At 35.7% G+C, this 19,324-nt stretch carries 22 protein-coding genes; 9 read left to right on the plus strand and 13 right to left on the minus strand.

Annotated features, from left to right (window positions below; all coding sequences use genetic code 11):
- The 4 genes from ACIQ2X_RS01095 to ACIQ2X_RS01110 form a co-directional block, all read left to right on the plus strand.
- The coding region (locus ACIQ2X_RS01095) for a hypothetical protein (protein WP_396177027.1) at positions 1 to 780 on the plus strand (780 nt) is incomplete at its 5' end.
- A 77-nt stretch (positions 781 to 857) separates the two neighbouring features.
- Positions 858 to 2,348: an OmpP1/FadL family transporter gene (locus ACIQ2X_RS01100; protein WP_396177028.1), complete on the plus strand. Its 1,491-nt coding sequence runs from the start codon at positions 858 to 860 to the stop codon at positions 2,346 to 2,348.
- Between the two features lie 211 nt (positions 2,349 to 2,559).
- Positions 2,560 to 3,876 carry a 30S ribosomal protein S12 methylthiotransferase RimO gene (gene rimO / locus ACIQ2X_RS01105; RefSeq protein WP_396177029.1) on the plus strand — a complete coding sequence of 439 codons (1,317 nt, stop codon included), beginning with the start codon at positions 2,560 to 2,562 and terminating at the stop codon, positions 3,874 to 3,876.
- An 18-nt stretch (positions 3,877 to 3,894) separates the two neighbouring features.
- Positions 3,895 to 4,347: a hypothetical protein gene (locus tag ACIQ2X_RS01110; protein ID WP_396177030.1), complete on the plus strand. Its 453-nt coding sequence runs from the start codon at positions 3,895 to 3,897 to the stop codon at positions 4,345 to 4,347.
- A 191-nt stretch (positions 4,348 to 4,538) separates the two neighbouring features.
- Here ACIQ2X_RS01110 and ACIQ2X_RS01115 read toward each other — a convergent pair whose 3' ends face one another.
- Positions 4,539 to 4,922: a DUF1573 domain-containing protein gene (locus tag ACIQ2X_RS01115; protein WP_396177031.1), complete on the minus strand. Its 384-nt coding sequence runs from the start codon at positions 4,920 to 4,922 to the stop codon at positions 4,539 to 4,541.
- Between the two features lie 176 nt (positions 4,923 to 5,098).
- Between ACIQ2X_RS01115 and ACIQ2X_RS01120 the strand changes: the two genes are divergently transcribed.
- Together ACIQ2X_RS01120 and ACIQ2X_RS01125 are read left to right on the plus strand one after the other, a co-directional pair.
- Positions 5,099 to 6,364 (plus strand): sensor histidine kinase, encoded by a 1,266-nt coding sequence (locus ACIQ2X_RS01120; RefSeq protein ID WP_396177032.1) that lies wholly within the window; start codon positions 5,099 to 5,101, stop codon positions 6,362 to 6,364.
- The gene (locus ACIQ2X_RS01125; protein ID WP_396177062.1) at positions 6,351 to 7,037 is read left to right on the plus strand and encodes a response regulator transcription factor; all 687 of its coding nucleotides are present in this window, start codon (positions 6,351 to 6,353) and stop codon (positions 7,035 to 7,037) included. The genes ACIQ2X_RS01120 and ACIQ2X_RS01125 overlap by 14 nt, the downstream gene beginning before the upstream one ends.
- Here the strand turns inward: ACIQ2X_RS01125 and ACIQ2X_RS01130 are convergent, their stop codons facing one another.
- On the minus strand, positions 7,038 to 9,188 hold the full coding sequence (locus ACIQ2X_RS01130) for a B12-binding domain-containing radical SAM protein (RefSeq protein WP_396177033.1): 2,151 nt from the start codon (positions 9,186 to 9,188) through the stop codon (positions 7,038 to 7,040). It abuts the gene before it with no gap.
- Between the two features lie 240 nt (positions 9,189 to 9,428).
- Between ACIQ2X_RS01130 and bshC the strand changes: the two genes are divergently transcribed.
- Positions 9,429 to 11,018, plus strand: coding sequence for a bacillithiol biosynthesis cysteine-adding enzyme BshC (gene bshC / locus ACIQ2X_RS01135; protein WP_396177034.1), 1,590 nt, complete (start codon positions 9,429 to 9,431; stop codon positions 11,016 to 11,018).
- Between the two features lie 140 nt (positions 11,019 to 11,158).
- Positions 11,159 to 11,578 carry a nucleoside-diphosphate kinase gene (locus tag ACIQ2X_RS01140; RefSeq protein ID WP_396177035.1) on the plus strand — a complete coding sequence of 140 codons (420 nt, stop codon included), beginning with the start codon at positions 11,159 to 11,161 and terminating at the stop codon, positions 11,576 to 11,578.
- Between the two features lie 120 nt (positions 11,579 to 11,698).
- Here ACIQ2X_RS01140 and ACIQ2X_RS01145 read toward each other — a convergent pair whose 3' ends face one another.
- Positions 11,699 to 11,995, minus strand: coding sequence for a DUF721 domain-containing protein (locus tag ACIQ2X_RS01145; protein WP_396177036.1), 297 nt, complete (start codon positions 11,993 to 11,995; stop codon positions 11,699 to 11,701).
- Positions 11,995 to 12,417 (minus strand): lipocalin family protein, encoded by a 423-nt coding sequence (locus ACIQ2X_RS01150; protein ID WP_396177037.1) that lies wholly within the window; start codon positions 12,415 to 12,417, stop codon positions 11,995 to 11,997. The genes ACIQ2X_RS01145 and ACIQ2X_RS01150 overlap by 1 nt, the downstream gene beginning before the upstream one ends.
- 102 nt (positions 12,418 to 12,519) lie before the next feature.
- Here ACIQ2X_RS01150 and ACIQ2X_RS01155 point away from each other — a divergent pair, with 102 nt between their 5' ends.
- Positions 12,520 to 13,587 (plus strand): serine hydrolase domain-containing protein, encoded by a 1,068-nt coding sequence (locus tag ACIQ2X_RS01155; RefSeq protein ID WP_396177038.1) that lies wholly within the window; start codon positions 12,520 to 12,522, stop codon positions 13,585 to 13,587.
- Between the two features lie 5 nt (positions 13,588 to 13,592).
- On the opposite strand, the gene ftsY is transcribed toward ACIQ2X_RS01155, so the two are convergent.
- The 9 genes from ftsY to ACIQ2X_RS01200 all read right to left on the minus strand — a co-directional run bounded on the left by ftsY (position 13,593) and on the right by ACIQ2X_RS01200 (position 19,269).
- Entirely contained in the window at positions 13,593 to 14,573 is a 981-nt protein-coding gene (ftsY, locus tag ACIQ2X_RS01160) for a signal recognition particle-docking protein FtsY (RefSeq protein ID WP_396177039.1), read from the minus strand.
- A gap of 253 nt (positions 14,574 to 14,826) precedes the next feature.
- Positions 14,827 to 14,979, minus strand: a complete 153-nt coding sequence (locus tag ACIQ2X_RS01165; protein WP_091090435.1) for a DUF4295 domain-containing protein — start codon at positions 14,977 to 14,979, stop codon at positions 14,827 to 14,829.
- A gap of 74 nt (positions 14,980 to 15,053) precedes the next feature.
- Positions 15,054 to 15,236: a 50S ribosomal protein L33 gene (gene rpmG, locus ACIQ2X_RS01170; protein WP_396177040.1), complete on the minus strand. Its 183-nt coding sequence runs from the start codon at positions 15,234 to 15,236 to the stop codon at positions 15,054 to 15,056.
- Positions 15,237 to 15,262: 26 nt separating this feature from the next.
- Positions 15,263 to 15,499 carry a 50S ribosomal protein L28 gene (gene rpmB, locus ACIQ2X_RS01175; protein WP_396177041.1) on the minus strand — a complete coding sequence of 79 codons (237 nt, stop codon included), beginning with the start codon at positions 15,497 to 15,499 and terminating at the stop codon, positions 15,263 to 15,265.
- A 71-nt stretch (positions 15,500 to 15,570) separates the two neighbouring features.
- Entirely contained in the window at positions 15,571 to 16,824 is a 1,254-nt protein-coding gene (locus tag ACIQ2X_RS01180; protein ID WP_396177042.1) for a competence/damage-inducible protein A, read from the minus strand.
- 12 nt (positions 16,825 to 16,836) lie between these two features.
- A complete protein-coding gene (locus tag ACIQ2X_RS01185; RefSeq protein ID WP_396177043.1) occupies positions 16,837 to 17,181 on the minus strand; it encodes an Hpt domain-containing protein in 345 nt (114 codons plus the stop codon).
- The gene (locus ACIQ2X_RS01190; protein WP_396177044.1) at positions 17,182 to 17,793 is read right to left on the minus strand and encodes a fumarylacetoacetate hydrolase family protein; all 612 of its coding nucleotides are present in this window, start codon (positions 17,791 to 17,793) and stop codon (positions 17,182 to 17,184) included.
- A 99-nt stretch (positions 17,794 to 17,892) separates the two neighbouring features.
- On the minus strand, positions 17,893 to 18,663 hold the full coding sequence (locus ACIQ2X_RS01195) for an exonuclease domain-containing protein (RefSeq protein WP_396177045.1): 771 nt from the start codon (positions 18,661 to 18,663) through the stop codon (positions 17,893 to 17,895).
- Positions 18,664 to 18,702: 39 nt separating this feature from the next.
- Entirely contained in the window at positions 18,703 to 19,269 is a 567-nt protein-coding gene (locus tag ACIQ2X_RS01200; RefSeq protein ID WP_396177046.1) for a DUF2306 domain-containing protein, read from the minus strand.
- Between the last annotated feature and the right edge of the window lie 55 nt (positions 19,270 to 19,324).

Consider the following 19,324-nt stretch of genomic DNA (forward strand, 5'->3'; position numbering starts at 1 on the left):
GCCGACAATAATGCCTCTGCAACCAGCTTTATGTACCGAAATTATTTCGAATCCAAACAAGAAGACGAAATTTTTACGGACGTAGACAATTATACCTCTCAAAATTATAATCAAGATCAACCCGCTAACAGTGAAAATTATGGCGGTTGGGGTTCGCAATCGGATAATGTCACTGTCAATGTTTACCAAGATAGTTGGGGAATGGGCGGATGGAACAGTCCGTTTTGGGGTTTTAATTCGTTTTACGGACCTGGCTGGGGCTGGGGCAATGGTTTCGGTTGGGGCGGCGGTTTCGGCTGGGGCTGGGGCGGTGGTTTCGGTTGGGGAAATGGTTTTGGCTGGGGAAATCCTTATTATGGAGGATGGTATGGTAATTATTACCAACCCCATTTCAACAATTATTACGGCAACAATTATGCTCCAGGCGTTGGACGTAGAAATAATAATTTCTTAGGCGCTCGAAATACGAATAACACAAGAAACTCTTACCTATCAAATTCTCGTTCACGTAATTACGAAAGTACAAGACGAAATTCAAATTCAGTAAGAAATACTGATTTTAATTCCACTCGAAGAAATACAAATTCAACTATAAACAGGACAAACAATTCAGTTCGTACAAATACGCGAAATGCACCCTCTAACGTTTCACCAACAAGAACTACAACTCCCACAAGAAGTTATAGTCCTGCACCAACCCGTTCATCAGGTTCATCTGGTGGTGGCGGGAGAGGAAGTTCAGGTGGCAGCGGAAGATCATCAGGTGGCGGAAGACGTTAATTAATCCTTACTACAAATACTGCCTATGGCTCATATAAATGTGACATAGGCTTTTTTTTGAACCCAAAATAGTAACTATGAAAAATTTAATTTCTCTAATTTTGATAGGCTTCGCCACAGTTCAGGTGGAAGCCCAGCAAATTCCAGATGCACTACGGTACGCTCAAGATGACATCACGGGAAGCGCTCGATATCGAGCTATGGGTGGCGCATTTGGAGCACTAGGTGGTGATTTATCTGCATTGAATGTTAATCCCGCTGGTTCTGCCATTTTTATGAACAACTTTGCCTCGATATCGTTGTCCAATTACAATCAGCAAAATAAATCCAACTACTTTGGAACGTCAAGTCGTGCCGAAGAGTCCTCATTTGATTTGAACCAGTTTGGAGGCGTTTGGGTTTTCGAAAATTACAACTTGGATAGTAAGTGGAGCAAATTGTCTTTGGCAATGAATTACGACCGTACCAATAATTTAAACAATTCGGTATATTCTCAAGGGTACAATCCCACAAATTCGGTGGCCAATTATTTTACAAGTTATGCAAATGGAATTCCCGCAAGTGTAATAAACGGGAATCCTTATGATTTACTCACTTATCAAGAACAGCAAGCCTTCTTGGGTATTAAGGGTGAATTAATTGAATCAAGTGTTGGAAATCAATATGTTTCTGCCGTAAATCCAAATGGTAATTACTACCAAGAAAACAGTGTTAGAACGATGGGATATAACGGTAAGATTGCTTTTAATTTAGCTACTGAATACGACAAACGTTTTTATTTTGGTGTAAATTTAAATGCGCACTTTACCGATTATCGCAGCTCAACCCGTTTTTACGAAGATTATGACGACTCGCCTGGTGCAAATTCATCAACAGGTGTTCAAGCTTCGCAATTTACGAATGAACTTTATGTGTACGGCTCTGGATTTTCGTTTCAATTGGGTGCGATTGCAAAAATCACGAACCAATTGCGGATAGGTCTAGCTTATGAATCGCCTACGTGGTACAACTTAAATGAAGAGTTGCAACAAATTCTAGCGGTAAACTGCCCTGATTGCAACGTGCGACAAGATGATTTTTTCGCAGGTCCTAATACTGTGATTTTTTATCCTACGTATTCGTTGCAAACACCTTCTAAATACACCGGTAGTTTGGCCTATGTTTTTGGTACTTCGGGATTAATTAGTGTCGACTATAGTTTGAGAGATTACAGCAATATGAATTTCAGACCTTCACAGGAGTTTGTTCAAGCAAATAATACCATTAATTCGGCGTTGGATGTTTCTAATGAAATTCGAATAGGAGCCGAATACCGCATCAAAAAATGGAGTTTGCGAGGTGGTTATCGATTTGAGGAAAGTCCGTTTAAGGATACTAAAACTGTAGGAAACTTAAACAGTTTTTCGACAGGATTTGGATATAATTTTGGATCTATCAAGTTGGATATGGCCTACACTTTTGCTCAGCGGGAAAACAGACAAGGTTTTTTTACGCAAGGTTTGACCGATCCAGCAACCATTCAAAATATTCAGAATAATATTTCGTTGACAGTGGGATTTGAATTATAAATGAAATTTGGAAATATTATTCTTTAAAAACGACCTTGGTTAGACAGACAGAAGCTGCGACCTAGCCCCGATTGAGCCGGCATCCCCCGATTTTTCATCGGGGATAAAGGCGAAAGCGGGACCAAGCGATTGTAAAAAAGCCAAAAGATACTTGCTTCTGAAAATAAAACTGTAATTTTGCATTCTCAAAAAAAATCGAGAATATACTACTATGAGAACCAAATCTTTAAAAAAGAATAAAATCAACGTAATTACACTTGGCTGTTCTAAAAATGTTTATGACAGTGAAGTGTTGATGGGACAATTAAAAGCCAGCGGAAAAGACGTCGAACACGAAGCGCCAGCGGAATCCGAGGGAAATATTATTGTGATCAATACCTGCGGTTTTATTGATAATGCAAAAGCCGAATCGGTGAATATGATTTTGGAATATGCCGATAAAAAAGAAAAAGGTTTAGTAGATAAAGTATTTGTAACTGGATGTTTATCTGAAAGATACCGTCCTGATTTAGAAAAGGAAATTCCAAATGTAGACCAATATTTTGGAACAACAGAACTTCCTGCCTTGTTGAAAGCACTTGGTGCCGATTACAAACATGAGCTTTTAGGTGAACGATTGACCACAACACCAAAAAATTATGCGTATTTAAAAATTGCCGAAGGCTGCGATAGACCGTGTAGTTTTTGTGCGATTCCACTGATGCGGGGTGCTCACGTTTCGCAGCCCATTGAAAAATTGGTAAAAGAAGCACAAGGTTTGGCGCGAGATGGGGTGAAAGAATTGATATTGATTGCTCAGGATTTGACGTATTATGGTCTGGATCTTTACAAGAAAAGAAATTTGGCCGAATTGCTTGAAGAGTTGGTAAAGGTAGAAGGTATTGAATGGATTCGACTGCATTATGCTTTTCCGACAGGATTTCCGATGGATGTTTTGGATTTAATGAAACGGGAACCAAAAATTTGTAATTATATAGATATTCCGTTGCAGCACATTTCAGATTCTATTTTGAAATCCATGCGACGTGGAACAACCCAAGAAAAAACTACCAAATTGCTGAAAGATTTTCGTGAAGCTGTTCCAGGAATTGCCATCAGGACCACGCTGATTGTAGGCTATCCCGGAGAAACACAAGAAGACTTTGAAATTTTGAGAGACTGGGTTCAAGAAATGAAATTTGATCGTATGGGCTGTTTTGCCTATTCGCACGAGGAAAATACACATGCTTATTTATTAGAAGACGATGTGCCCGCGGATGTAAAACAAGCACGTGCCAACGAAATTATGGAATTGCAATCGCAGATTTCTTGGGATTTGAATCAAGAAAAAGTAGGAAAAGTATTTAAATGCATTATCGACCGAAAAGAAGGAACCCATTTTGTGGGTAGAACCGAATTTGATAGTCCCGACGTGGACAATGAAGTATTGATTGATGCTTCGAAAACCTACTTGAAAACTGGCGAATTTGTGATGATTAAAATCACCGAAGCCACAGAATTTGACTTATACGGTGAAGCGGTTTTATAAAAATTAAAAATATAAAAAATGAGAAATCTATTTTCGCAAATTATTTTGATGTTTGTTTTAGTAACCGGATTTTACTCCTATGGCCAGATGGGCAATATGAACAGTCCTGTTGGTCTTGACCGCAGCATTGGTGGAGCTTCTCGAAATGAAACACCTATTAAAAACGAACCCGTCGATCATATTAAAGTCATGACCGAAAATTTGACTTCCAAACTAGAATTAGACGCTTTTCAAAGTGCAGTAGTCAAAAATTTAATTACGGCTTATGTAAAAAAAACCGAAGAAATTGCTTTAGAAGACATCCCAAGTGACGCCAAAAGAGAAAAAAGCAATATCGAAAGAACCGCAATGGAAGGAAAATTTGCCGAAATTTTTACCGAAAAACAAAAAGTGCTTTTCGAAGAATTGAAAGAAAAAAACAACGGTAAAAAGAAAAAAAATAAAAAGGAGAAAAAGAAAGATACGGAATAAACCAAAGTTGTATCTTATTAAGTATAAACAGTTGTTCCTATAATTTATGTGAAAAAAGGTCAATTTGTCACAAATTTACAAGTCATTACGCTACAGAATTTGGATCTTACGATAAATCTGTTTAGAAAAAGTAAAAACTCCGAAAAGTTAATTTCCGGAGTCTCATCTGAATAATTTTTTTAAAGTTAAAATTAACTTTGAGTAACACCTGCTTTAACTGTTCCTTTTAAAGTCAATACTTGTGAAGAAGCATCTGCATTGGTAGTTACCGACACAGTTTTGGTAAAAGCACCCGCATTTGCAGCATTAAAAGTTGCTGTAATCGTTCCTGATTTACCCGCTTTAATTGGCTCTTTTGTGTAATCGGTGGCGGTGCATCCACATGATCCTTGCACATTTGTAATAATTACATCTGATTTTCCAGTGTTCTTGAATTCAAAAACAATCACTTTTGATTTATTTTGAGGAATTTCGCCTACATCAACCGTTTCGGCTTTCCAAACAATTGTAGATAGACTTGTTAACGACATTAAACCGAATGTTAATGCTAAAAATGACATTTTAATAAAATTCATAATTTTAAAATTTAAAGGATTAATAATTTTGATTTATCAAATTTGATATTTCAAAAGTAGTATGGTTTACTCCATCTGATTGTTAAGTGCTTTCAAATGTTTGTTAATGACTTGTTAACGGTTAATTTGAATGTTTTTTTTGAGTAATTTTGAATAACGTTTAATACTATTTATTGTTGAAAGCTAACAAACTAAACATCATTATTGTTCTTGGACTAATAGCTACAACAGGCATATTAATCGTACAACTCTTATGGACTAACCAAGCCTTTACACTGGAAGAAAAGAAATTTTCTCAAAAAGCGCATATCGCTTTGCTAGAAGTGGTCAAGCATTTGTATGAAGGAACAAATCACGAAATCCCCACTGAAAATACTGTCAAAAAAATTTCTAACGATTATTATGTTGTCAATATTGATAATGATTTTGAGCCCGAAATTTTAGAGTTTTATCTAGAACAAGAATTTAAAAAAATCAATCTTATTACCGATTTCGAATATGCTATGTACAATTGCCAGAGCGATGAAATGGTGTATGGCAATTATGTATCTTTTACAGATAAAGCGTCAAAAGATGCATCAGTTTATTTTCCCAAACATAAAAATCTAATTTACTACTTTGCTATTCGATTTCCGAGTCAAACTTCTTATTTGTTTAATTCGTTGCAGTTTTGGTTTATACTTTCGGCAGCATTAATCATTATTTTATTGGTGTATGTCTATTCGATTTATACCATTATTCAACAAAAAAAATATTCCGAATTACAGCGTGATTTTATCAATAATATGACACACGAATTCAAAACACCACTTTCCTCTATTTTGATAGCTTCTAACTATTTAAGTCAACAAAAAAGCATTCAATTTGATGAAAAATCAGAAAAATATACCCAAATTATCATTAACCAAAGTAAAAAATTAAACCAGCATATTGAGAAAATTTTGAATATTGCCAGATGGGATAATTCCACAGTTGAGCTAAATCAAAATCAAGTTTCGGTTAACGCCATTATTAATGCTGTTGTAGAAAATTGTCAACTCAAAAATCCTAATTTAAAAGTGACCAATGCTATTGAAAATAATTATTGGATAGAGGCAGATGAGTTTCATTTTACTAACATTATTTATAATTTACTAGATAACTCAGTTAAATATTGTCAAAAAAATCCAGAAATTACCATTTCAAGAAAGATTATTAAAAATAAATTACAATTAATGTTTTCAGACAATGGAATTGGAATTCCAGTAAAAGAGCTTCCATTTATTTTCGATAAATTTTACCGAATTTCACCAGAAAAAGCAAATCAAGTTTCAGGTTTTGGTTTAGGATTGTACTATGTTAAAAAAATATGCCAGCAACACCAATGGGAAATATCGGCTGAAAGTAATGGAAGCGGAACTTCAATAATTTTAATAATCCCAAATTTCTATAATGAAAATTAAAATATTATATGCTGAAGACGATGAAACGTTAGCCTTTTTAACTAAAGATAATTTGGAGCAAAACGGTTATCTTGTATCACGTTTTTCGGATGGACTTACTTGTTTAGAAGCTTTCAAAAAAGAAAGCTTTGACGTTTGTATCTTTGATATTATGATGCCAAAAATGGACGGATTTGAATTGGCTATAGAGATTAGAAAAATAAATGTACAAATCCCAATTATATTTCTTTCGGCAAAAACATTAAAAGAAGACAGAATTAAAGGGCTCCGTATTGGAGCTGATGATTATTTGGTAAAACCTTTTAGTATTGAAGAATTAATTTTAAAAATTGAAGTTTTCTTAAAACGTTCGCATAAAAGAGTTGTTACCGAAAATAATGATAGTATGGTTGGTCAATATCAATTTGACAGTGAAAATTACCTTCTTTTTAACCCAACTGAAAAAATTACTTTAACCCAAAGAGAAGCCGAACTTTTAAAACTATTTCTTGAAAATAAAAATGTAGTTTTAAAACGAGAAGCCATTTTAAAATCACTTTGGGGTGATGATGATTATTTTATGGGTAGAAGTTTAGATGTTTTTATTTCCAGATTACGGAAAATTTTGGCAAACCAGAACGGAATTATAATTGAAAATTTACACGGAATTGGATTTCGGTTTACAGTAAAATAATTACAATATCAACAAACCAAACGACCTCATCGTTTTTAAAGGTTTGGAATGCCAAAATAATTCAAAATGTGCAAAACCGTGCGCTTCAAAATTATTTTTAAGCATTTGAAATGTGGATCCTTTTTGATTTTGTACCGAAATCGTTTCTAAAACACCAACCCACCATTCTCCTTCTGCTCTATCCATTTGAATGGAAAATGATTCTTTTTTGTCGTGAAAGGTAAGCTGTAACAACTCCCAAGTTTGCCCCTTTTTTGACTTGGTTGTATGCTGTACCATAGGCTTTCCTCCTAGCCAAACTACTTTTGCATTGGGTTTTACCTCCAACGATTCCGCCTCTAAAATGGCGTTTTCAATATAATTATACGGAATTTTTGTTTTCGGGATTTTAAATTCAAACCAATCTTGGAGTGGATAATCAAAACAAATGCCGTGCATGAAATTGAACAACGATTTGCTCAATCCGAAACTGAATTTATCGTGATTAATGCCAGTTTGGTCTTCCATATCCCGAATGACGCCAAATTTTTCGGGAAACATTCCCACCGGACTGTGAGTGGTTAAAGCAAACTGGTGCCAAAAACCCGACTGCAAGACACCTGTTTCAAACAATTGCCGAACCATTTCGAGACTATCAATTGTTTCTTGTTCGGTTTGAGTCGGATAACCGTACATCAAATATGCGTGTACCAAAATTCCAGCCTCTGTAAAATTTCGCGTTACTTTAGCCACTTGTTCAACGGTCACGCCCTTATCAATTAATTGCAATAATCGGTCGGAAGCCACTTCCAAACCACCTGAAACGGCGATACATCCAGAAGCTTTTAATAAAATACACAAATCGCGTGTAAAACTTTTTTCAAAGCGGATGTTGGTCCACCACGTAACCGTTAATTTTCGCTTCAAAATTTCTAAAGCAAGCGCTCTCATTAAAGCTGGTGGAGCGGCTTCGTCTACGAAATGAAAACCATTTTGACCTGTTGCTGCAATCAATTCTTCAATTCTGTCGCAAAGAATATTGGCGGCAATCGGTTCGTAAATTTTGATGTAATCTAAGGAAATATCGCAAAAAGTACATTTACCCCAGTAACAACCGTGGGCCATTGTGAGTTTGTTCCAACGACCATCGCTCCACATTCGGTGCATTGGATTGACAATTTCGATTACAGAAATGTACTGATCCAGTTTCAAATCTGAATAATCAGGTGTTCCGACTTCAGACTGTTTATAATCGCTTTTTGCAGAATTATTTTTGTAAACCACTTCGCCATTTTCTAACAGAAATGTACGCTTGAAAGAATTGTAAGCCGGATTTTCTACATTCAAAATCAATTCTTCAACGGGTGTTTCGCCATCGTCTAAGGTTATAAAATCGAAGAATTCAAATACTCTTTTGTCGGTAAGCGAACGAAGTTCCGTATTGGGAAAACCGCCACCCATAGAGATTTTTATCTTTGGAAAATGTTTTTTTATAAATTGAGCCGATCGAAATGCCGCATATAAATTTCCAGGAAAAGGCACTGAAATTAAAATTAGATTGGGTTGTACTTCGGTAATTCGTTGTTCGAGAATTTCCAGAAGAATTTTGTCGATATAGGTATAATCGGTCTGAAGCGTTTCATATAATTCATCAAAAGTACTTGCTGATCGACCCAGACGCTCGGCATAGCGACTGAATCCAAAATTAGTATCAACACATTCTGAAATTAAATCCGAAAGGTCTTCCAGATATAATGTAGCAAGGTGTTTCGCTTTGTCCTGAGTTCCCATACTTCCAAAAGCCCATTCCAAATCTTCCAATTGTGCAAAACGAGAAGCCTCCGGAAGGAAATCTTCTTGGCAAATGGACAATGCCAATGTGGGATTTTTTCCTTGAAGAAATAAAATTACCGCGTCAATCGTACTGATATAAAATTCTTTTAAGGCAATAATTCGCTGGCTGTTTTCTGTAGGATTTTGATGTTTTTCAGCGGTTGCAAATAAGTCAGTTAAACCCTGCTTTGAAAACATTTTTAAAATTACCTCGATGCCTAAATCGGCTTGAACACTGCTGATATTTTTAGTATTCAAAAAACCCTTGATGTAGGCCGTCGCGGGATACGGGGTGTTGAGTTGTGTAAAGGGCGGAGTAAAAAGGAAAAGTTTGGTCATGGTATTGGCGAAAGCCTGTAAAATTAAATCATATTCGTAAGAATGCAGTATGTTTCTGTAATTTCTTCTCCTTTAATGGTACAAATTAAGCGCTACTTAAACAAATTTTTGATTTTTACAAATTTAAAATTGCTGCAACTCCATTTTTTCATTGAAAAGCAGAAATGATAAGCATTTGTTAAACGAGGCATTGTAAACTAATTTTTAGTTAAATTTACGCAAATTTTACACGCTTAAATTATGCCAACCGACTGTATCAGCTACCAAGATTCTGGATATTTTATTCCCTTAATGAATGATTATTTAGACCAAAAAAAACAGCTACAGTTGTTTTACAATCGGTTTCCAAGTTTAGAAAATTTTGCAGGACAAATTGCTGAAAAACAGGAAAATTATGATAATTCCCATAGAAAAATTTTGTTTTCGGTTTTGCAAAAGCAGTATCGAAGTCTTAGTATTTCGGAAGTTACTTCTGAAAATATTGCCCTTTTAAAAGAAACCAATACTTTTACCGTAACAACCGGACATCAACTGAATTTGTTTACAGGGCCTTTGTATTTTTTGTACAAAATCATCTCTACAATCAAGTTAACCAACGCGTTAAAAAACACCTATCCCGATAAAAACTTTGTTCCGATTTATTGGATGGCGACTGAAGACCACGATTTCGAAGAAATAAATTTTTTTAATTTTAAAGGCAAAAAATTTCGCTGGAATCGAGAAAGTACCGGCCCCGTAGGTCGATTGTCTACCGATGGACTTGACGAGGTTTTAGAAAAATTTACCAGCGAATTGGGTTTAGGGCAAAATGCCAAACAGTTGAAAGAGCTTTTCGAAAATGCGTATTTGAAACACAATAAACTTGCAGACGCCACACGCTTTTTGGCTAACGCACTTTTTGGTTCGTACGGACTAGTAATTCTGGACGCGGATGATGCCGAATTGAAAAAACTTTTTATTCCTCACGTAAAAGAAGAATTGCTGCATCAAACTTCGCAACAGAAAGTGGCTGAAACCGCTGAAAAATTATCTGAGTATAAAATTCAAGTCAACCCGCGAGAAATTAACTTGTTTTACATAGAAGATAATTTGCGCGAACGAATTCTTTTACAAAACGAACGCTATCTAGTTAATAATACAGAAATCCGTTTTACACCTGATGAACTATTGAAGGAGTTGGAAAACCATCCCGAGAAATTCAGTCCGAATGTCATTATGCGACCGCTGTACCAAGAGGTAATTTTACCCAATTTGTGTTACATCGGTGGTGGCGGTGAATTGGCGTATTGGTTCGAATTGAAATCGTATTTTGAGTCGGCAAAAATTACATTTCCGGTTTTGTTACTGCGAAATTCTGTTTTACTAGCTACCGAAAAACAAGCAAAAAAAGCCGATAAATTAAGCTTAACATGGAGCGATTTATTCTTGAAACAACTGGATTTAAAAAATAAAATAATAAAAAAAGTCTCCGCTTATCGTTTAGATTTTTCTGAACAAAAAGCCGTTTTGCAAAAACAGTTCGATCAACTTCGCGAAATGGCCCAAGACACAGATCCTTCCTTTTTGGGAGCTGTAAACGCACAAGAAACCAAGCAAATTAAAGGCTTGATGCAACTCGAAAAACGACTTTTGAAAGCAGAAAAAAAGCAACATACAGACACTTTAATTCGAATTACCGATTTACAAAACGAATTGTTTCCCAATCAAGGTTTGCAAGAACGAACGGCTAATTTTTCGGCGTTTTATCTTGAAAGAGGGCCTGAATTAATCGAACAATTGTTTGCTTCATTGCAACCTTTGGAACATCGATTTGAGGTTGTTGTGGTCTAAGATTTTACATTAGCCATATTGCAATGACAGGAAATTTTCTTCGTCGGATATTTTAGGATAAATTTCAAAATAATACAAACCAACCTATTATTTATCAATTTTAAAAAACTATTTTTGCACGGAATTTAAAAAATAAAAAAATGGCTACAAATAGAACATTTACAATGATTAAGCCTGATGCAGTTGCAAACGGGCACATAGGAAACATTTTGGCAATGATTACAAACGCGGGTTTCAAAATTGTTTCTTTGAAATTAACGCAGTTGACTGTTGCTGATGCACAAAAATTTTATGAGGTTCACGCCGCTCGACCATTTTACGGAGAATTGGTAGAATTCATGTCAAGAGGTCCAATCGTAGCTGCAATTCTTGAGAAAGAAAATGCTGTGGAAGATTTCAGAACATTAATTGGTGCTACAAATCCAGCCGATGCAGCCGAAGGAACTATCCGAAAAGCGTATGCAACTTCTATTGGAGAAAATGCAGTTCACGGATCAGATTCAGATGAAAATGCCGCTATTGAAGGTGCTTTTCACTTTGCAGGTAGAGAGAACTTTTAGTATGCCGTTGATTAGCTGTAAACAATCATTGTGTATAGAAAACTAAAGCAAATAAAAAGTCCAATTTCTGTTGAAATTGGACTTTTCTATTTTATGTAAGTTTAAAAACACAGATGAACCCTAACGAAGAACTACTTCCTTTACAAGATCGCGCCGAAGTTCTTCATTAATCATTGCTTTGATTTTATCTTTGCCAAAACTCAATTCTTCCCTTAAAACGGCCGATGAAAGTTCGACATAAAGAACGGTGCCTTTTAAAACCACACTTCTAGTATAACTATTTACACCATTTCCCATTAAAGATTGCCAGGCTTCTTTTACAGAAATCTGATCCATTCCTGGCTGTAAGCGATTTTCTTTGATAATGTGCTTTAACACATCACCTACGGTACTTTCGTTGTTCAAACGTTTTGCCATTATTTTATTGTAAAGGGAGTTGGTTTTTTATATTGGTACTGAATGTGTTGGTCGTTTTCCAAAATCAATTCTTGGGTGGATAAGGTTATAATTTTTTCTTTCCAAGTAGCATAATCGGTTTTGTAGGATATAAAAGTACCCTCAACTGATTTTTGAATCGAGATTTTTTCATCAACATCATTCACGATATAGGTTCCGTCAAATTGAGGTTTGACCTTTTTCCGAAACCCCGAGTCGCTTTTTACTTCGAAAAAATCGATGGTCTCGTTCATTTTGTACTCTTTTTTAGAACCATCAGCCATAACTACATTTTCAATTTCCCAATAGCCGTTGAGCAAACCAATATCAAAATTTTCAGCTTTTTTTTCTTGACAAGAGCTGACCATAATAAACGAAAAAAGCGCAATACAATAATTTTTCATTAGTGAAATTTAAAAGACTAAAATTACTACTTAAATCTAATTTAAAAAAACAAAGCATTAAACTATTCCTTATTTTTATAGTCTATAAATAAATGTTATTTTATGAAGACAATTCTATTTATCACCGCTCTTTTACTTTTACTTATCCTTCCAAGTTCGTGTTCTGAAGATCCGCAAAATTCGCAAAGCAACACCTACTTCCCACCAATATCTAGTACGGAATGGGAAACTAAATCCCTTGAATCTTTAAACTGGAATGCTTCGGCTTTACCTGATTTACTGGATTATTTAGAACTTAAAAACACAAAAGGTTTCATCATTCTCGTGGACGGAAAAATCGTGGTTGAAGAATATTTTAACAACCATTCTGCCGCTACCAATTGGTATTGGGCTAGTGCCGGAAAAACGCTTACTGCAGCAGTTACTGGAATTGCAGCACAAGAAGGTTTTTTAAATATCGAAGATAAAGTTTCGACCCATTTAGGCACGGGCTGGACGAGTATGCCTTTGGCAAAAGAAAATTTGATTACCAATCGGCATTTATTAACGATGACTTCTGGGATTGAGGATGCAGCAAATGCTGATTGTGTAACACCGGAATGTCTTACTTATAAAGCAGATGCCGGAACGCGATGGGCTTATCACAATGTGTATGTAAAATTACAAGATGTGATTTCGGAAGCAACCAATGTAGCGTTTGAGGATTATTTTACGGCGAAATTAAAATCCAAAATTGGAATGGACGGTAGCTGGTTTACCTTAGAAAATAACCGTGTGTACCGAAGCACAACGAGAAGTATGGCGCGATTTGGCTATCTCATTTTAAATAATGGAAAGTGGGAAAACGAAGTAATTATAAATGCAAATTTTATACAAAAAGCGGTTACTACTTCACAAGACATCAATAAAAGTTACGGTTATTTATGGTGGATCAATGGTGAATCCAGTTTTCGATTACCACAAACGCAATTTGAATTTCAAGGAAGCATGAATCCGTCTGCCCCAGATGACATGTTTATGGCCTTAGGCAAAAATGATCAAAAAATTTACGTCGTTCCTTCGAAAAAAACTGTAGTAATTCGAATGGGAAATGCCGCAAACGAATCGGTTGCGGCATTCTCAGAATTCGATAATGTATTGTGGCAAAAGATAAATGCATTAATGAATTGAAATTTTTACTTAAAAAAACTATCCACAAATTCAATTTTATTAAACACTTGAAGGTCTTCGATACCTTCGCCTACACCAATGTATTTTACAGGAATTTGAAACTGATCAGATATACCGATTACAACTCCACCTTTTGCGGTTCCGTCCAATTTTGTAACGGCCAAACAGGTAACCTCAGTTGCGGCAGTAAATTGTTTGGCTTGCTCAAAAGCGTTTTGTCCAGTAGAACCGTCTAAAACCAAAAGAACGTCGTGTGGTGCATCTTCAATCACCTTTTGCATCACGCGTTTAACTTTAGTAAGTTCGTTCATCAGATTTACTTTATTGTGCAATCTTCCCGCAGTATCAATAATTACAACATCGGCATCTTGGGAAACGGCTGATTTTAATGTGTCAAATGCTACAGAAGCAGGATCGCTTCCCATTGCTTGTTTCACGATAGAAACACCTACTCTGTCTGCCCAAATTTGCAATTGATCGATTGCTGCAGCTCTAAAAGTATCTCCCGCACCAAGAACTACTTTAAAACCCGCTTTATTGAATTGATAGGCCAGTTTCCCGATAGTTGTTGTTTTTCCAACTCCATTGACTCCTACAACCATCAAAACATAGGGTTTTTTATTTGCAGGAATTTCAAATTCAGACGTATTTGTATTGTTGGTTTCTGACAATAAACCTGCAATTTCGTCACGCAGAATTTGATTGAGTTCGTCCGTACCCAAATACTTGTCTTCGGCAACCCGTCTTTCGATTCGTTTGATGATTTTGAGTGTCGTATCGACTCCGACATCCGAGGCTACAAGAATTTCTTCGAGGTTGTCTAAAACATCCTCATCGACTTTTGATTTTCCGGCAACAGCTTTGGTTAATTTAGAAAAAAAGGAAGTTTTGGTTTTTTCCAATCCTTTGTCAAGCGTTTGTTTGGCTTGTTCGTTCAATCCTGATTCTTTTTTTTCGGAAGAAAATATTCTTTTAAAGAAACTCATAATAATTGTATGTTGATAGTTCTATGTGCCGGTTGCGCAATGCTTAAATATTCAAAAAAGTTTAAAGAAGGCCTAAAGATTGTTTCCTAGCCCCGATAGAAGTGGTCCCGATTTTTCATCGGGAGGAACGGATAGCGGGAACTTCGATAAAACAGTACCTGAAGTGGTGCTTCTAAAAATTTAACGACAAATATAAAAATAAAAAAGCTACTTTCGGGTGGAAAGTAGCTTTTCTATAAGGTTGTATTTTGAATTATTTCTTTTTCAAGAATTCGTCCACAAGTTCTGGTGCCATAATCGATTCTACGAATGTATAAGCGCCTGTTTTTGGAGATTTTACCATTTTGATGGCTTTTGATAATCTCTTTGAAGATGTCTGTAAGGATGCTACGGTTTTCTTTGCCATGATTCTAAATGTTTTGGAATTTGAAAAATCGAGTGATGCAAAGCATTTTAGATTCTATCAAAATCACTAAGTTATTACTTAATTTCTTTGTGGATTGTTACTCTTTTCAAGATTGGATTAAATTTTTTAATCTCTAAACGGTCTGGAGTATTTTTTTTGTTCTTTGTTGTAATGTATCTAGAAGTACCCGGAACACCTGAAGTTTTGTGCTCTGTACATTCTAAAATTACTTGGATTCTATTGCCTTTCTTTGCCATCTTGCTATATATTTATTGAGGAAGATTTATTTAATAAATCCGTTTGCTTTAGCTGTTTTTAACACAGCGTCAATTCCATTTTTGTTGATTGTTTTTATTGTAGATGCAGCTACTCTAAGAGTAATCCATCTATCTTCTTCTGGAAGATAAAAACGCTTCTTAACTAAGTTTACAGAAAACTTTCTCTTAGTTTTGTTCATCGCGTGGGAAACGTTATTTCCTACCATCGCTCTTTTACCTGTAAGGTCACAAACTCTTGACATTATGCTTATCTTTTATCGTTATTCAAAATCAGGGTGCAAAGAAAAGAAAATAAAACCTTTATACAAAATTATTATTGTACATTTTTTAAAATTTCTTTCTGTAAAATTTCAAAACTTTTATTTACCGCTCTATCTATCACTTTTTCACGAGGTTGACCAAAATTAAACTTTTCCACAAATACCATTTCGGGAGAAGCTAATGCTATAAAAACGGTTCCAACTTCTTCATCCGTAGCATCTTTGGTTGGACCGGCATTTCCTGTTACCGCAATGGCATAATCAACATTCATTAGTTGCTGAACATTTAGCGCCATTTCTTTTGCAACTTGCTCGCTTACAACAGAGTAATCAGCAATTGTTTGCTTCGAAACTTTAAGAATCGCTGTTTTCACTTCTTCGGAATAACAGACGATACTTCCTTTAAAGTAGGCCGAGGCACCGGCTACAGATGTGATTCTTTGCGCAATTTTACCTCCGGTACAACTCTCGGCAGTTGCCAGAGTTAGCTTGTTTTGTGTTAATACTCGACCTAAAACCACTTCAATGGTATCGTTATCATCGTAGCCCACGATGATATCGCCAATCAGTTCCGTAAGTTGTTTGATTTGATCGGAAAGGGCATTTTTCAGGACTTCTTCGCTATTTCCACGTGCGGAAAGTCGCAATCGTACACGCCCTGGACTGGGCAAATAGGCGAGTTTTATAAAATCAGGAAGGTTATTTTCCCAATCTTCAATGCGTTCGGCCACCATACTTTCTCCCTGACCGTAAGTCAACACCGTTTGATGAATTATAAACGGGCGGTTATATTCTCGAACTATTTTGGGTACAATTTCGTTTTCCAAAATATCTTTCATTTCGTACGGAACTCCGGGGAGTGAAATAAAGACCGTATGTTCTTTTTGCATCCACATACCTGGAGCCGTTCCGTTGGGATTCTTTAGAATAATGCATTTGGAGGGAACGAGCGCTTGATCTTTATTCATTTGATTGATGGGACGTTTGTAAAACCCTTCAATTAATTGCGTTACATGCTCCAAAATTTCTTGATTAACAATGAGCTCATCTTCAAAATAATCGCAAAATGTTTTCTTAGTAATATCGTCTTTTGTTGGGCCCAAACCACCGGTAATCAAAACCAAATCGACCTTGTTTTGTAAACTTGCGAAGGTTTCTAATATATGCGTTTTATGGTCTGAAATCGAAAGCATCTCTGTGATTTCAATACCAATTTTATCTAATGTTTTGGCTATAAAACCAGAATTGGTATCTACAATTTGACCAATCAAAATTTCGTCGCCAATGGTAACTATTGCTGCTTTCATACGTTTGAATTATTACAAATTAAAATCCTTCTTAATTTCCTTAACCGCTTTTAGGACGTGGTCTTCCAAGCTTTTGAACGTATCGATAATTTCTTTTCGCCGACCTTTTTCACGGGTCCAATTTTCCACACAAAAATTTTCTTCCGAAGCAATTGTCATGCCTAATAAATCCAAGGACGGTTTTATTTTATGTGCAAAACTATAAGCGTTCGTATAATTTTTCCCATTGATGGCCTCTTTTAATTGCAGCAAATCTTTTGGGACTTCGCGGACAAATAACTTCAAAATTTCTATGACAAAGTCGGTATCATTTTCTGAAATTGCATGCACTTTTGCCAGGTTGTAATGTAATGCCATTTATTTGATTTGTATTCTAAACATTTGTTTTCCTTCTATAAAACCCTCCAAAACATCGTTAATATTTACTTTTGCAACGCCTTCTGGAGTTCCTGTAAAAATAATGTCGCCAATTTTCAAGGTAAAATATTGTGAAACGTAACTGATCAATTCATCGATTTGCCACAACATATTGGACGTACAACCTGTTTGAACAGAGGTTCCATTATTAGTCAACTCAAAATGAATTGATTGAAGCGATTCAAACTCGCTTTTAGAGATAAAATTTCCAATTACGGCCGAACCGTCAAATCCTTTGGCTTTTTCCCACGGCAACCCTTTTTCTTTGAGTTTAGCTTGTACATCTCTTGCTGTAAAATCAATTCCTAAACCGATTTCGTCGTAATATTTATGTGCAAATTGCGGTTCGATGTGCTTCCCTACCCGATTGATTCTGACCAAAATTTCTACTTCGTGGTGAATATCATCCGAGAAATCAGGAATAAAAAACGGCATATTTTTGGGCAAAACCGCAGTGTCGGGTTTCAAAAAAATAACTGGTTCTGATGGTCGTTCGTTTTGTAGCTCTTCGATATGTTTGGTATAGTTTCTACCAATGCAGATTATTTTCATAGTGACCAGTTCTTAAAAAATATTCAGTACTCAGAAATCTAGTGTTCAGTATTGAGTGCCCCAACTGAATACTAGATTTTTGAACACTGAATACTTATTTTACTTCGTGTTTAATTTTCTCAATTTAATTGCTGTCAACACTTTCTTCGTATACAGCGGAAAATCGGCATTTTGCAGCCAACTGAAATAGCCTGGCTCAGCATCTAAAACATCGTTGACCTTCTTTCCTTTGTGTTTTCCGAAACTAAAAGCTTCTTCACCGTCTTTATCAATTACTATAAATCCTGCAAAGTCAGCTGTTTTTTTACGGGTGGTGTATTCTGAAAGGGATTTCATTTCGCGAGGTAAATCTTCGTAGCGTTCCAACTGTGATTTCAAGATTTCATAAGTTGCCATCGTATCAGCCTCGGCAGAATGCGCATTTTCGAGGGTTTCGCCACAGTAAAATTTATAGGCAGCACTCAACGTTCGTTCTTCTTTTTTGTGAAAAATAGTTTGAATATCAACGGCTACTCTGTTTTTCATATCAAAGTCAACTCCGGCTCTCAATAATTCTTCGGCCAACAACGGAATGTCAAATCGGTCCGAGTTAAAGCCAGCCAAATCAGAATCCTTAATCATATTATAAACTGTAGAAGCGAGTTGAGCAAAAGTAGGTTCATTAGCCACTTTTTCGTCCGTAATTCCGTGAACAGCTGTCGTTTCTGCTGGAATGGGAATGGTGGGATTTACGAGCCACGTTTTGCTTTCTTTATTTCCGTTTGGGTATACTTTGAAGATGGCGATTTCTACAATTCGGTCGTTGGTGACATTAATTCCAGTAGTTTCAAGGTCAAAAAAGCAGATAGGCTTGGTTAATTTTAATTCCATTTAGATTTTTATATCTTACAAAGATAATTTAAGATTTTTTTATTTACTAATTCTTGAAAACTTATAGTAAATAATTAATTCGGCAACCAACAAATTAAAGGTCCAGCCTGCCCAAGCAGCAATTCTGTATGCATCCATTGGCAAAGGTTCGAAAAAGAAAACCAACAGATATTTGAACAAGCGAAGTGAAATTGCAGACAATGTCAATGCAAAGCTTCGAATAGCAAATTTTTGATGCTTAATCAATTGTTTTTTCAAGATAAAAAACAAAGATAGAAATGTAAAGAGCATCCAAAAAGTAGACAATAATAAAAAAGAAACTTGCGCTAAAAAACCACCATTTGCGTAATACGACATTACCAAACCACTTGGTCCAGAAAGCAACAACAAGATTCCTACATAAAATATTCCCGAAATTCGGTGCCATTTTTTGTGCTTTTTTTGAAGGTAATTTGAAAACTGTAATGCCCCAAAAATCATCAAAAAAATACTCGTGTACACATGCGAAAAAAAAGCAATTTTGTAATGATTCAGAACAACTACTTCTTGTTTAATCCGTAAAAAAGCAACATCTGTATGATAAGGAATATATTGAAGTGTGATCAATAAAAGCAGATATGAAAAATAAAAATATCCAATCCACAAAAGATATTTTGAATAT

The organism is Flavobacterium sp. (assembly GCF_044368625.1).
Lineage (GTDB): Bacteria > Bacteroidota > Bacteroidia > Flavobacteriales > Flavobacteriaceae > Flavobacterium.